The following is a 12,899-nucleotide window of genomic DNA, read 5'->3' on the forward strand; positions in this document are numbered from 1 at the left end:
TTTGGGGGATTCTATGATACAAAAGTACTTCTATGATACAAACTCAAAAGGGCATCGCCCGCTGAGCTATATAGGTTGGTGCGGCTGGCAGGAATTGAACCCACGACCCCTTGGTTCGTAGCCAAGTACTCTATCCAGCTGAGCTACAGCCGCAACAGCCATAATTATGCCATGGAAGAGAAGAACTACATCACCCCTGCTGGTCACGAACGGATTAAGACCGAGCTCTTACAGCTCTTAAACCTTGATAGACCGGAGGTTGTAAAGGTAGTCCACTGGGCCGCCAGCAATGGTGACCGATCCGAAAATGGGGACTATATCTACGGAAAAAAGCGCCTTAGGGAGATTGATAGGCGGATCCGCTTCCTCAACAAACGTCTTGAATTTGCAGTAGTTGTCGATAATGCCGCCCGAAAATCTGGTGAAAATGACGCTGAACAGGTTTTCTTTGGCGCTACTGTGACTTACTCAACCCTAGAGGGAGATCAGGCCGGCAAAGAAACCACCATCACCATTGTTGGTGTGGACGAGGTGGATTTAGATAAGGGGCACGTGAGCTGGGTATCACCTATAGCAAAAGCCTTGATCAAATCTCGGATCGGAGATTGTGTCTTTATTCAAACACCAACAGGCCCTGCTCAAATTGAAATCTTAGACGTTCAGTATCTATAGAACTTAAGAGGACTATGTTGCGCGAGTTCGAGTGACCCGCATGACATCAGGATTGGCGCGTAGGCTGCGCATCACTTTAGAGAGATGCAGGCGATCGTAAACCTGGATCGTAAAACGGATGGTGACGGAATCTTCTTTGAAGCGATCTTCCATCGATACATTCATGATGTTGGAATCTGCAGAAGTAACACTACTCGCTACTCTAGCCAACACACCCTTACCTTGTCGTGTATCAATAGCTAAATCCAATTCAAACTCACGATTGAGTTCTTTGCCCCACTCCACTTCAACCCATTTATCACTGTCCTTAGACAACATACGTAACGCTAACGGGCAATCATTGGTATGGACTTGCAGGCCCTCTCCTTTGCCGAGATAGCCAATGATGTTGTCGCCAGGAATAGGATGGCAGCAGGTTTGAAAGTGAATAGAGTTGCCCTCACGTCCATCTACCAATATGGCTTGACGTTGGTGGTGATGACCTATTTCTTGATTTGGTGCAACCCAATCTGCAACACCTAAACGCATCTGCTCAGTACCGCCCTCATCATCAATCAGAATTTTGAGGCGAATAGCTAGCTCTTGAGGTGAGCGCCTACCCAAAGCAATATTGACACAAGCTTCTTCACGCGTTTTATCACCGGTCCAGTGCATTAGCTTTTCCCAAATCTCAGGGCTCAGCAATGCAGCATCTACACCCTGCTGGCGCAATGCATTGGCTAATAGACGCTCGCCCAACTGAAGCGATTCAGAATAGTGTTTTGTTTTTAAAGAATGGCGAATTGAAGCACGTGCCTTGCCGGTACGCACAAAGGCTAACCAACCTGGGTTGGGCTGCGAGTTTGAAGAGGTAATCACTTCCACAATATCGCTATTTTTTAGCTCGCTGCGCAAAGGCAATTGCAGGCCATTAATCTTCACAGCCACGCAAGTATTACCCAAATCACTATGAATTGAATAGGCAAAGTCTAGGGCTGTCGCCCCTCTTGGCAATGCTCTGATCTGTCCAGTTGGCGTGAATACATAAACTGCATCGGGGAATAAATCAATTTTGACGTGCTCTAAGAATTCTTGAGAGTCGCCACTGCTGTCCTGTATATCAATTAAAGACTGTAGCCATTGATGAGCGCGGTTTTGCACTTCACTCATATCAGGAGAGCCGTCCTTGTAGGCCCAATGTGCTGCCACACCTGCTTCAGCTACCGCATGCATTTCAGTTGTACGAATCTGGAACTCTACCGGCACCCCAGATGGACCTAATAAGGTCGTATGCAAGGATTGATAGCCATTTAATTTAGGAATGGCAATGTAATCCTTAAACTTACCCGGCATGGGCTTATATAGCGCATGCAAGATACCAAGAGCGCGATAGCATTCGTCAATCGAATTCACCGTTACGCGGAATGCATAAACATCTAATACTTGTGAAAAGCTTAAATGCTTTGAGCGCATCTTGTGATAAATGCTAAAGAGGGTCTTTTCACGACCGCGGAGATCAACCTCTAAGTTGGCCTTAGCAAAAGCCATACGAGAGGATTGCAAAATCTTTTCAACCATCTCCTTGCGATTGCCACGCGCCCGCTTTACTGCGCCCTCAATAACCCTAAAGCGCATAGGCATGGAATAGCGGAAACTCAAATCCTGAAGGTCACGGTAAATCACATTTAATCCGAGACGATGCGCAATAGGTGCATAGATTTCGATTGTTTCAGCAGCTACACGACGACGCTTCTCCATCGGCACAGCATCTAGGGTACGCATATTGTGAGTGCGGTCAGCAAGCTTTACTAGAATGACGCGGACATCACGTGCCATTGCCATGAACATTTTGCGAAAGCTCTCTGCTTGAGCTTCTGCATGGCTTTGAAATTCTAATTTATCAAGTTTCGTTAATCCTTCAACTAGCTCAGCTACCTTATTGCCAAACTTTTCAACTAAGTCTGCTTTTGTACAGCCAGTATCTTCAATCACATCATGCATTAAAGCGGCCATGATGGATGGCGCATCTAAGCGCCAAGTCGCACAAAGCTCTGCTACAGCAACTGGGTGGGTTATGTATGGTTCTCCGCTATGACGGTATTGCCCTAAATGGGCGGCATCAGAAAACTGAAATGCCTTTTTGATTTGCACAATCTCTTCAGGTTTGAGGTAAGAGAGTTTTGCAAGCAAACCCTCTATCGAAACTACCTGATGTTTTAGTGGAAGGCTGGGCGCAGAAGTTGGGCCAAATAAATGACGGCTCGATTGCGCCAATAAGCTGGCGATAATCGATTTTTTACCACTTTGATTGGGTGTGTCGGAGTCTTCATCCAACAGCTGTGCTTGAGCTGAGCCAAGCGAAGCATCCTTAGACGAGACGCCTCCTACTTTTTCCGATGTTTTAACTATTCCTAAAGGAAGCTCCACACCGGAACTCCTTAATTACAGAGGTACTTTGGTCAACATGTCACGGTCAGTCACACCAGCAGCTACTTCACGCAAAGCAACTACGGTAGCTTTATCTCTGGACTCAACACGTGGGGAGTGACCTTGTACCAACTGGCGAGCGCGATAAGTCGCGGCCAAAACCAATTCAAAACGATTAGGGATAGTTTTAAGGCAATCTTCTACAGTAATACGTGCCATGCTGGACTCACTTAATTTAGCTTCAATACCTATAGGATAACTGATTAGACCCCAAGCCGCTTTAAAAGAGCTGGATTTCTGGCCATACTGGGCCCAGAACGTAGACGACTTGAAGCCAGAATGCGCTTTAAATCGACCAATGCTTGCTCAAAAGAATCATTTACCACAATGTAATCCGCCTCAGGAGCATGCAAAAGCTCTACGTGAGCAGCTGACAAGCGGCGCTGTATCGTTGCTTCATCATCTTGACCACGCTTACGAAGACGCTCTTCTAAAGCCTCTATTGAGGGTGGAAAGATGAAGATCCACTGCACCGAGGGAATTAACTTCCGAATTTGTTGAGCGCCCTGCCAATCAATCTCCAACATGACGTCGCTACCCGCCTGCATTTGGGATTCAATCCAAGGTTTTGAAGTGCCATAAAAATGGCCATGGACTTCAGCCCATTCCAAAAAATGACCTTGGTCGCGCTCTTGCAGAAAATCTTCTTTAGTCAGAAAGCGATAGTCCTTGCCATCCACTTCTCCAGGTCTTGGCGTGCGAGTGGTTGTTGATAAAGACAATTTAAGTCCGGCATCCTCTTTTAGCAAAGCATTTACTAATGAAGATTTTCCTGCGCCTGAAGGCGCAACAATCATCAGCATACTGCCTTGATAAGATGGGGTCAGGTTAGCGTTAGTCATAAATCAATCAATAGATTACTCGAGATTTTGAACTTGCTCACGCATTTGCTCGATAAACAACTTGAGTTCTAGGGCTGCTTGCGTGCACTCTTCGGATACAGACTTTGAACTTAAGGTATTGGCTTCGCGATTGAGTTCTTGCATCAGAAAATCCAAGCGCTTGCCAACTGGGCCTTTGCCTGCAAGTGCATTATCAACAGCCTGAAGATGGGTCTTTAAGCGCGCGAACTCTTCAGCCACATCAATCCGTACCGCGTATAGAACAACCTCTTGACGAATGCGCTCCATCAACTCAGTGCCAGCTTTCGCTTGCTCTTGTGTTGCCAGCGCTTCCGCCAAACGCTCGGTGAGCTTTTCTTGATACTGCGCTACATATTCTGGAATCTTGGGCTCTATGACCTTTACGATCTCACGCATCTTGCCGATAATGCTGGTTAATACGCCAACCAAGGCTTTACCTTCAGCATGACGACTTTCCATCAGAACGGCTAAGGCTGCACGCCCGGCTTCGACTGCAGCAGTAATCCAGCTATCTTCTTCACCCCGCGGTTCAGAAACAACGCCAGGCCAACACAGAACTTCAGCAATACTGAGCTCTTGTGCTTTAGGGAAAGATTCTTGGGCTTTTTCTTGGAGGGTATACAAAGCATCGAGACGATCTCGATTGATTGCTCCCAAGGCGTGCGGATTACTTTTGGCGGCGCCCGCAGCAGCGCTATTGACTCGCCATGCCGCCCTAAACTCCACCTTGCCTCGAGAAAGGCTTTGGGTAGCCATTTCTCGCAAGGCAGGCTCAGCCCCGCGACATTCGTCCGGAAGACGAAATCCAAGATCCAGAAAGCGGCTATTAACAGCCCGACATTCCACCTGCAGATCAGCAACTACACCCGCTCCTAAGGAGACTTGGCGAGAAGCGCTGCCATAACCAGTCATGCTCGATATCATATGGACATTGTAGATTCATTATTAATCTAGACACCAACCTTACAGGACCCCCTTTATGAGCACTGCTAACTCAGCCAATATTGCCCGCCCAAGCGGTCGTAAGCCAACCGATTTACGCCCAGTCACCATCTCCAGGGCCTTTACTAAGCATGCTGAAGGATCAGTATTGATTGCCTTTGGGGACACCAAGGTCCTGTGTACTGCCAGCATCCTGGAAAAGGTGCCTCCTCATAAGAAAGGCTCTGGCGAGGGCTGGGTAACCGCTGAGTACGGCATGCTGCCCCGCTCTACCCATACCCGCAGCGATCGTGAAGCAGCCCGCGGCAAACAGTCCGGTCGTACTCAAGAAATTCAGCGCCTGATTGGCCGCGCTATGCGTAGCGTCTTTGATTTAAAAGTTCTCGGCGAAAGAACGATTCACCTCGATTGCGATGTACTGCAAGCAGATGGCGGCACACGCACAGCTTCTATTACTGGCGCCTATGTTGCTGCTCGCGATGCAGTAAACCAACTTTTGAAAAGTGGCGCACTCGCTAAGGATCCCATCATTGATAGCGTTGCTGCAATTTCCGTTGGTATTTATCAAGGGGTGCCAGTGCTAGATTTGGATTACCCGGAAGATTCTTCTTGTGATACCGATATGAATGTCGTTATGACTGGTAAAGGCGGAATGATTGAAGTGCAAGGCACTGCCGAAGGCGTCTCCTTCTCAAGATCAGAACTTAATGCTTTATTAGATCTAGCTGAGCAAGGCATTGAAGAGCTCACGCAATTTCAAATTGACTCACTTAAATAAACTGATATTTACTTAAGCAATGCAAAAGCTCGTTCTCGCATCTAATAATGCTGGTAAGGTAAAAGAATTTCAGGCGCTATTAGCGCCCCTGAACTTTCAGGTCATTCCGCAAGGTGAATTGGGCATTCCTTCGGCCGAAGAGCCGCATCATACCTTTGTAGAAAATGCCTTAGCCAAAGCGCGTCATGCTAGCGCTGCATCTGGCTTACCTGCACTGGCTGATGACTCGGGTATTTGCGCCCATGCTTTAAATGACATGCCAGGGGTATTGTCGGCTCGCTATGCAGGAGATCAAGGCAATGATGCAGCCAATAATCAAAAACTCATCCAAGAATTAAAGGATCAGGTAGATCGAGGCGCTCATTATGTTTGCGCTTTAGTGTTTGTCAACAGCGTCAATGATCCCGAGCCCATCATTGTGCAAACCCGTTGGTATGGCCAGATTATTGAACAAGCAACGGGCGCTAATGGCTTTGGTTACGACCCCCATTTCTTCTTACCTGAGCAAAATCTCACTGCAGCACAACTAGATCCTGCGCAAAAGAATTTAATCAGTCACCGTGGCCAAGCCTTACGTGAACTTATTGCCCAACTCAAATCTCGTGCTTAATTCCACCCCCAATAAAGTCAGTCTTACTGCGTTGCCACCACTGGCTTTATATATTCACTTTCCTTGGTGCGAAAAGAAATGTCCCTATTGTGATTTCAACTCCCATCAAATTAAAGATAGTGTATCTAAAGCAGGCTTCGATGAGGATCGCTATATCAATGCACTCATCGCCGATTTAGAAACCGAATTGGCTAATACTTGGGGACGTCAGGTTCACAGCATCTTTATTGGTGGCGGTACACCTAGCCTTTTGTCTGCAGAAGGCATGGATCGATTACTCTGCGCTGTACGTGCCCGCGTTAACTTAGAGCCTGATGCTGAAATCACCATGGAAGCCAACCCAGGATCTATCGAAGCCGATAAATTTGCAGGGTTTGCAAAGGCAGGTATTAATCGAGTTTCGATAGGCGTTCAGAGCTTTCAAGATGAGCAGCTCAAAGCCTTGGGGCGTATTCACAATGGTGAAGAAGCTAGGCGCGCAATTGCAATTGCGCTGAAACACTTTAAATCAGTAAATCTTGATCTCATGTATGGCCTCCCAAAACAGACTTTAGAGTTAGCCAAGGCAGATGTGGAGACAGCACTTTCCTTCAAAACGCCACACCTATCTTTCTACAACCTCACGCTAGAGCCCAACACCTACTTCGCAAACTTTCCTCCGCAATTACCAAACGATGATGAAGTCGATGCCATCTTTGAGCAGAATTTGGATTTACTGACTAGGGCGGGCTACAAACGCTATGAGGTATCTGCTTACGCCCAAAAGAACCAAGAATGCAAACATAATCTGAACTACTGGCGCTTTGGTGATTACATTGGCATTGGCGCAGGTGCTCACGGCAAGATTTCCTATCCCGACAAGATTACACGCCAAGTACGTGAGCGCCACCCTGAAACGTATATGCAGGCAATGGAATCCAAGGGCAATGCCTTAATTGAATCCAAGTCGATTGAAGCCAAGGATCTCCCTTTTGAATTTATGCTCAATACCCTAAGACTGACTGATGGCGTTGCTACTAATACCTTTAGTGAACGTACAGGCCTACCTTTAAATGTGATTAGTAAGGGTCTTTCCGAGGCTAGTAATATGAAATTGCTCGATGAGAATCCCAGTCAACTCAAGGCCACTCCACTGGGAATGCGTTACCTGAACAATCTTCAAGAGATGTTTTTGGATTAGCTTCCAGTCCAATTAGGTGGCTGGCCTTTTAAGAACGATGCCACGCCATTCTTAAAATCATCGCTTCCGTAAGTTTCACTAATTAAGTCACTGCAATCGGGCAAATTATTTTTAATTAATCTTGCCAATACAAGTTTGCTGGATTTTTGTGTAATAGGCGCTAGATTGCTCAGGCGCTCTGCAAGCTTGTCAGCCTCATGACTCAATTGATCCTGCTCATGGATAGCAAGAACATGGCCTTGTTTTGCTAACTCTTCAGCAGAAATCATCTCCGCCAAAAGTAACATGCGCTTCACAATATTGATATTCAAATGGGCGACTAGCCAAGCCACATTGCCGGCAGATAAACAATTACCCAGGGTTTTAGCAATAGGCACACCAAACTTAGCGCCAGGAGTGGAGATACGGAAATCACAGCATGATGCAATTGCTAAGCCCCCGCCTATTGCCATGCCATCAATCACAGCAATTGTTGGAATAGGCAATGTTGCTAATGGCGCTAGGTAACTATCGATGCCCTCTTCGTATCGGACCCCATCATTACCATTTCGAAAATGAGCAAATTGGGCGATATCGCTACCCGAGACAAAGGACTTTCCGCCAGCACCACGAAAGATGGCTACACGTACCTTTGGATTCTTGGCAATATCTTCACAGATTGACTTTAAGCTCTGATACATGCTGACGGTCATCGCGTTGCGCGCCGCTACATGGTCAAAGGTAATGTGGGCAATGTTATCGCGTATCTCTAGTGTAACTTGCGCAATATTGCCCGCATTTTCTTGTTGTGTCATAAAACGCTTATTCAGCCTTGATGTTCAAACTCTTTACTAGACGCTGATACTTTGCAAGCTCCCCAGCCAAGAATAAGCTGAACGCTGCTGGTGTGGTAGGGCCTTCTGGCTGTAAGCCTTGCGAATTAAGTGTCTTTTTAATCTGTGGATCGGCCATGGCAGCCTTCACTGCCTGATCAATCTTGTTGACTACAACTGGATCCATCCCCTTCGGACCCATGACAGAGTACCAATTGGTGACATCAAATCCAGTGATGCCAACTTCATTAAATGTTGGCACGTTTGGAAGAATTGGCAAGCGTTTAGGTGTTGAAATCGCTAGCGCCTTCAAGCTACCATCCTTAATTTGTTGCAGGTTAGGCGGCAAGGTATCAAAGTTCATCGTGATCTGGCCACCAAGCAAATCAATAATCGCTTGACCGCTACCCTTGTAAGGAACGTGATTCAGTTGAATACCAGCAATCTTGGCAAATAAAGCGCCCGCTAAATGCTGAGTACTTCCAATGCCAGAGGAACCATAAGTCATCTGACCTGGATTTGCTTTTGCAAGTGAAATGAGTTGCGCTACTGAGTTCACGGGCAATGAAGCCTTCACAACTAGAACGTTAGGAACATATCCCAAATAAGTAATGGGCGTGAAATCTGTCGCTGGATTGTATTGAACATTAGTGAGAACAAAAGGTGCGATTGCATTGGAATTGGAATGCCCTACGAGCAAGGTATATCCATCAGGATTTGCTTTAGCAATTTGATCGGCTGCAATGGTGCCAGCTGCGCCAGATTTATTTTCAACAATCACACTTTGACCGAGAATCTCACCCATCTTAGGCGCAATTGCACGAGCAACTATATCTGTGCCACCGCCAGGTGCAAATCCAACAATCAGTCGAATCGGTTTTGTTGGGAAGGCTTGCTGTCCCAAAGCAAAAAATGGGGTCGTGGCTAGCGTAATTGCTAGCAAACTACGAACAGCCCATTGAGGCGTTTTAAGCAACATAAAGTCTCCAAAATTGTTTTTATTGTGTTTGATACTATTAGTAGTTAATTCTAAACATATAAGAACAATCGAGACAATGACGAAAACACCTATAAATGACGCATTAGATGATACTCATCAGCGATCATCAAAGCCATTACCCCTCTCTGGAGTGCGCGTTCTTGACGTAAGTCAAGTAATGGCCGGCCCCTACTGCTGCATGCTCTTGGCCGACTTAGGTGCAGACGTTATCAAGATTGAGCCTCCAGGTACTGGTGATCAAACACGTGGGGCAATGGGATTCAAAATGAAAGGTTCAGACAGCATGGGCTTTCTGAATATGAATCGCAATAAACGCAGTCTGACTCTTAATCTCAAAACTGAAGCGGGTAAAAAAGTATTTTTTGAATTGGTCAAGACTGCTGATATTTTGGTTGAGAACTATCGACCAGGCGTTATGAAGAAATTAGGGATTGACTATCCTTCTTTGCAAGCCATCAACCCGGGCTTGGTTTATGCCAGCATCTCTGGTTTTGGCCAAACCGGCCCTTGGGCAGATCGCCCTGGGTTTGATCTGATGGCGCAAGCAATGTCTGGCGTCATGAGCGTCACAGGTTATCCAGATGGACCTCCCGTCAAAGCTGGCGTGCCGGTAGCTGATATTGGTTGCGCACTCTTTGCGGTTTATGGAATTTTGTCAGCCTATATCGGCAAGACGAAAACTGGCGAAGGTCAATTTATTGATGCCTCACTCTTTGATTCTGCTTTGGCATTTTCTATCTGGGATACCGCTCAATATTGGGGTACTGGGGTGGAGCCTTATAAGCTTGGGACAGCAAATCATATGAGTGCGCCCTACCAAGCCATGAAAGCTTCGGATGGTTACTTTGTCATGGGCGCTACCAATCAAAAACTCTGGAAATTACTGTGTGACAAGATTGAACATCCAGAGTTATTTGATGATGCACGCTTCAAAACGAATCCATTGCGCTTGGCAAATCGTTTAGAGCTCGCCGCAGAACTAGAGAAGTCATTTGCAACTAAAACTGCTGATGAATGGGTTGATGCACTTCTGGCTGCAGGTATTCCAGCAGGTCCAATTAATACCTACCCAGAAGCATTTGATAGTGAACATGGTCGTCATCGCAAGATGCGTATGGAGATTGACCACCCTATTGAAGGCACAGTTCCCAACATTGGCTTTGCCGTCAAAATGAATGGCACGCCTCAGCAGGTATATCGTCACCCTCCTTTACTGGGGGAACACACCAGCGAGCTTCTAGCAGAACTGGGTATTGAAGGCGATGAACTGAAGTCTTTAGAAGCTGGCGGTGCTTTTGCACCATAGATTGCAACTTGATCAGCGAAGAGAATAAGTAAAAAGGGGCCCAACGGAGCCCTTTTTACTTGGCAAGAGTAACTCACTACTCGCCAGCTGTAATTGCCATCTCTTGTGCGGCAAATGGATCTTTAGCTGGGGATGCTGGTTTAGGGGCGACCTTTCCTTTTGTCCCTGGCATGAGTTCAAAATCAGGCACAAAGACAGTCAAGGTGCTTCTGAGCTGATCAAATGGCTTGCGATCGCCATCAAACTTTACCTTGCCTTCAGCTAAGAGTTTGTCAAAAGTCGTTTGGCCGCCCATTACTTGCTCAAGATCACTTCGATTCAGCGTAATAGTCAGATTAGGGTTCTTGGCCTGCTGACCCTTAATGTTGGTCAATGCAGAGTTACTCATTTCAATCACGAATTTTTCGCCATTGTCTGGAGTAGAAAGATTGATGACAAAATTCATACCTGCTGCTTTTTTACTATCCATGCTGATAGCTAAGGCATTGAGCCAGAGTTCGGTTGTCATGCCTTTGATCATGTCTGGGCCATTAGACTTTGGCGAGGCGCCTGATGGCATACCATGTCGAAGTTCGTAAGCAGCTCCCAAGAAGCTATTACGCATACTTGGGCTTTCTTTTTGGTAACCAATCTGCTCAAAGATGTCAGCAAGCAAGTCTTTTGCGGCAGTATTGTTCGGCTGTGCGTAGACCAACTTATTCACAATCTCCATAGCCTCGCGGTACTTACCCTGCTTATAGAGCTCTTTACCCTTTGCCATGATCTTGGCTGAACCACCCATCATCTCGACATACAGTGGCGCTGAGTCTTTTGGCGACAGTGGTGCCAGCGTTGCTGGATTAGCATCCCAATAACCCAGATAACGATTAATCACAGCGCGGCTATTGTGCTCTTCAGATCCATGATAACTATGGGCAGCCCACTGCTTCTTTAAGCTTTCGGGCTGCTTGTAGACATTCTGAATTTCATTAATGGTCACACCATTATTTGCTAGGTGAAGGACTTCATTATGCAAGTGAGCATAACTATCGCGCTGCGTACGCATCACTTCCTGAATACGTTCATTACCCCAACGTGGCCAAGTATGCGATGCAAACATGACTTCACTTTCATTGCCAGAGCGATATAAGGCGTTATTGATATTCTTAGACCATGCCAAGGAGTCGCGAACTAAAGCGCCGCGCAAGGTGTAAATATTGTGAATTGTGCCGGTGATATTTTCCGCAGCTCAAAAAGCTTTAAATTGCGGAAAGTAGGTATTCATCTCGGCAGGAGCTTCAGTACCAGGAGTATTTTGGAACTCCATCTCTACACCATCAACCGTCATTTTTTCGTATGGCTGATTGATATAGACGTTAGGCTCAATGAGGCCTAAATTGCCTGCTGCAGTATTTTTACCAATCGATTGATCCACGTGTCCAAAAGGACTTCTTGGCAATAACACTCCGTATTGGAAATACATTCTGCGGGTCATGGCATTACCGGCATAGACGTTCTCAGCAATCGCATGATCCATAAAGCCAGCCGGGGCAATGATCTTCACCTTGCCACTCTTAACATCCGCCTCATCCACTACGCCTCTCACACCACCAAAGTGATCTCCATGCGAATGGGAATACACCACAGCTACAACTGGACGTTTACCAAGCTTTTCATTTACCAACTCCAGAGCAGCACGCGCTGTTTCTTTGGCAGTCAATGGATCAAATACAATCCAGCCGCTATTGGTCTTCACAAAGCTAATATTGGCTAAGTCAAAGCCGCGAACTTGATAGATTTTTCCTGGCACCACTTCATACAAGCCATAACCCATGTTGAGGATGGCTTGACGCTGTAATGAAGGATGAACGCTATCAAAGTCTTTACCTTGTAATAAGAAGTCGTAGCTTCCCATGTCCCAGGCAACATTACCCGCATCGGCCATGATGGTTTTATAAGGAGGCGCAGCGATAAAACCTCTCTTTGACTCTTCAAAATCTCGCTTATCTTGAAATGGCAGCGTCTTGCGAAGCACATTTTGTAATTCAACCGTGTAACTGGATGGTGCCTTACCTTTCTCATCGAAGTGTTTACCCTGCATGGCGCCAGGATCAGCGACAACACCTCCGCCACCAGCTGCCATTGCGAATCCTGAAGTCATCATCATGATTGCAATTGAAATTTTGTTAAGTTTGATTTTCATAAGAGCCTAAAGAAAAGATGTTTTATTGCTTAAATGATATGTTTGAGTAAATCCATAGCAATTAGCCTTACAGCTAATAAGCAATATA

Annotated in this window: 13 protein-coding genes and 1 tRNA gene; 5 read left to right on the plus strand and 9 right to left on the minus strand. The window is 46.3% G+C overall.

Annotation, left to right across the window (positions count from 1 at the left end; genetic code table 11):
- Window positions 1-76: 76 nt before the first annotated feature.
- Window positions 77-153: transfer RNA gene (locus ICN48_RS09905), tRNA-Arg, on the minus strand.
- 18 nt (window positions 154-171) lie between these two features.
- Between ICN48_RS09905 and greB the strand changes: the two genes are divergently transcribed.
- A complete protein-coding gene (gene greB / locus ICN48_RS09910) occupies window positions 172-672 on the plus strand; it encodes a transcription elongation factor GreB (RefSeq protein ID WP_216153534.1) in 501 nt (166 codons plus the stop codon).
- A 12-nt stretch (window positions 673-684) separates the two neighbouring features.
- Here greB and ICN48_RS09915 read toward each other — a convergent pair whose 3' ends face one another.
- The 4 genes from ICN48_RS09915 to ICN48_RS09930 are packed head-to-tail and all read right to left on the minus strand — an operon-like array spanning window position 685 to window position 4,925.
- Complete coding sequence (locus ICN48_RS09915) at window positions 685-3,078, minus strand: RelA/SpoT family protein (protein ID WP_216153535.1); 2,394 nt, start codon at window positions 3,076-3,078, stop codon at window positions 685-687.
- Window positions 3,079-3,093: 15 nt separating this feature from the next.
- The gene (rpoZ, locus tag ICN48_RS09920) at window positions 3,094-3,297 is read right to left on the minus strand and encodes a DNA-directed RNA polymerase subunit omega (RefSeq protein ID WP_011902918.1); all 204 of its coding nucleotides are present in this window, start codon (window positions 3,295-3,297) and stop codon (window positions 3,094-3,096) included.
- Window positions 3,298-3,341: 44 nt separating this feature from the next.
- Window positions 3,342-3,980 carry a guanylate kinase gene (gmk, locus tag ICN48_RS09925; protein WP_216153536.1) on the minus strand — a complete coding sequence of 213 codons (639 nt, stop codon included), beginning with the start codon at window positions 3,978-3,980 and terminating at the stop codon, window positions 3,342-3,344.
- A 15-nt stretch (window positions 3,981-3,995) separates the two neighbouring features.
- Window positions 3,996-4,925, minus strand: coding sequence for a YicC/YloC family endoribonuclease (locus tag ICN48_RS09930; RefSeq protein WP_216153537.1), 930 nt, complete (start codon window positions 4,923-4,925; stop codon window positions 3,996-3,998).
- Between the two features lie 55 nt (window positions 4,926-4,980).
- Here ICN48_RS09930 and rph point away from each other — a divergent pair, with 55 nt between their 5' ends.
- From rph to hemW, 3 genes are read left to right on the plus strand one after another with little or no spacing between them, the layout of a single operon-like run.
- Window positions 4,981-5,721 (plus strand): ribonuclease PH, encoded by a 741-nt coding sequence (gene rph, locus ICN48_RS09935; RefSeq protein ID WP_216153538.1) that lies wholly within the window; start codon window positions 4,981-4,983, stop codon window positions 5,719-5,721.
- A 19-nt stretch (window positions 5,722-5,740) separates the two neighbouring features.
- Window positions 5,741-6,331, plus strand: coding sequence for an RdgB/HAM1 family non-canonical purine NTP pyrophosphatase (gene rdgB, locus ICN48_RS09940; protein ID WP_216153539.1), 591 nt, complete (start codon window positions 5,741-5,743; stop codon window positions 6,329-6,331).
- Window positions 6,282-7,511 carry a radical SAM family heme chaperone HemW gene (gene hemW / locus ICN48_RS09945; RefSeq protein ID WP_370624200.1) on the plus strand — a complete coding sequence of 410 codons (1,230 nt, stop codon included), beginning with the start codon at window positions 6,282-6,284 and terminating at the stop codon, window positions 7,509-7,511. The genes rdgB and hemW overlap by 50 nt, the downstream gene beginning before the upstream one ends.
- Here the strand turns inward: hemW and ICN48_RS09950 are convergent.
- Window positions 7,508-8,305, minus strand: a complete 798-nt coding sequence (locus ICN48_RS09950; protein WP_216153540.1) for an enoyl-CoA hydratase/isomerase family protein — start codon at window positions 8,303-8,305, stop codon at window positions 7,508-7,510. The genes hemW and ICN48_RS09950 overlap by 4 nt on opposite strands.
- A 7-nt stretch (window positions 8,306-8,312) precedes the next feature.
- The gene (locus ICN48_RS09955) at window positions 8,313-9,302 is read right to left on the minus strand and encodes a tripartite tricarboxylate transporter substrate binding protein (protein WP_216153541.1); all 990 of its coding nucleotides are present in this window, start codon (window positions 9,300-9,302) and stop codon (window positions 8,313-8,315) included.
- Between the two features lie 76 nt (window positions 9,303-9,378).
- Between ICN48_RS09955 and ICN48_RS09960 the strand changes: the two genes are divergently transcribed.
- Window positions 9,379-10,629: a CaiB/BaiF CoA-transferase family protein gene (locus ICN48_RS09960; protein ID WP_216153542.1), complete on the plus strand. Its 1,251-nt coding sequence runs from the start codon at window positions 9,379-9,381 to the stop codon at window positions 10,627-10,629.
- A gap of 76 nt (window positions 10,630-10,705) precedes the next feature.
- Here the strand turns inward: ICN48_RS09960 and ICN48_RS13890 are convergent, their stop codons facing one another.
- Together ICN48_RS13890 and ICN48_RS13895 are read right to left on the minus strand one after the other, a co-directional pair.
- On the minus strand, window positions 10,706-11,815 hold the full coding sequence (locus ICN48_RS13890) for an alkyl sulfatase dimerization domain-containing protein (RefSeq protein WP_255539534.1): 1,110 nt from the start codon (window positions 11,813-11,815) through the stop codon (window positions 10,706-10,708).
- 42 nt (window positions 11,816-11,857) lie between these two features.
- Window positions 11,858-12,811 carry an MBL fold metallo-hydrolase gene (locus ICN48_RS13895; protein ID WP_255539535.1) on the minus strand — a complete coding sequence of 318 codons (954 nt, stop codon included), beginning with the start codon at window positions 12,809-12,811 and terminating at the stop codon, window positions 11,858-11,860.
- Window positions 12,812-12,899 lie beyond the last annotated feature (88 nt).

It is taken from the genome of Polynucleobacter sp. JS-Safj-400b-B2 (assembly GCF_018881975.1).
Taxonomy (GTDB): domain Bacteria; phylum Pseudomonadota; class Gammaproteobacteria; order Burkholderiales; family Burkholderiaceae; genus Polynucleobacter.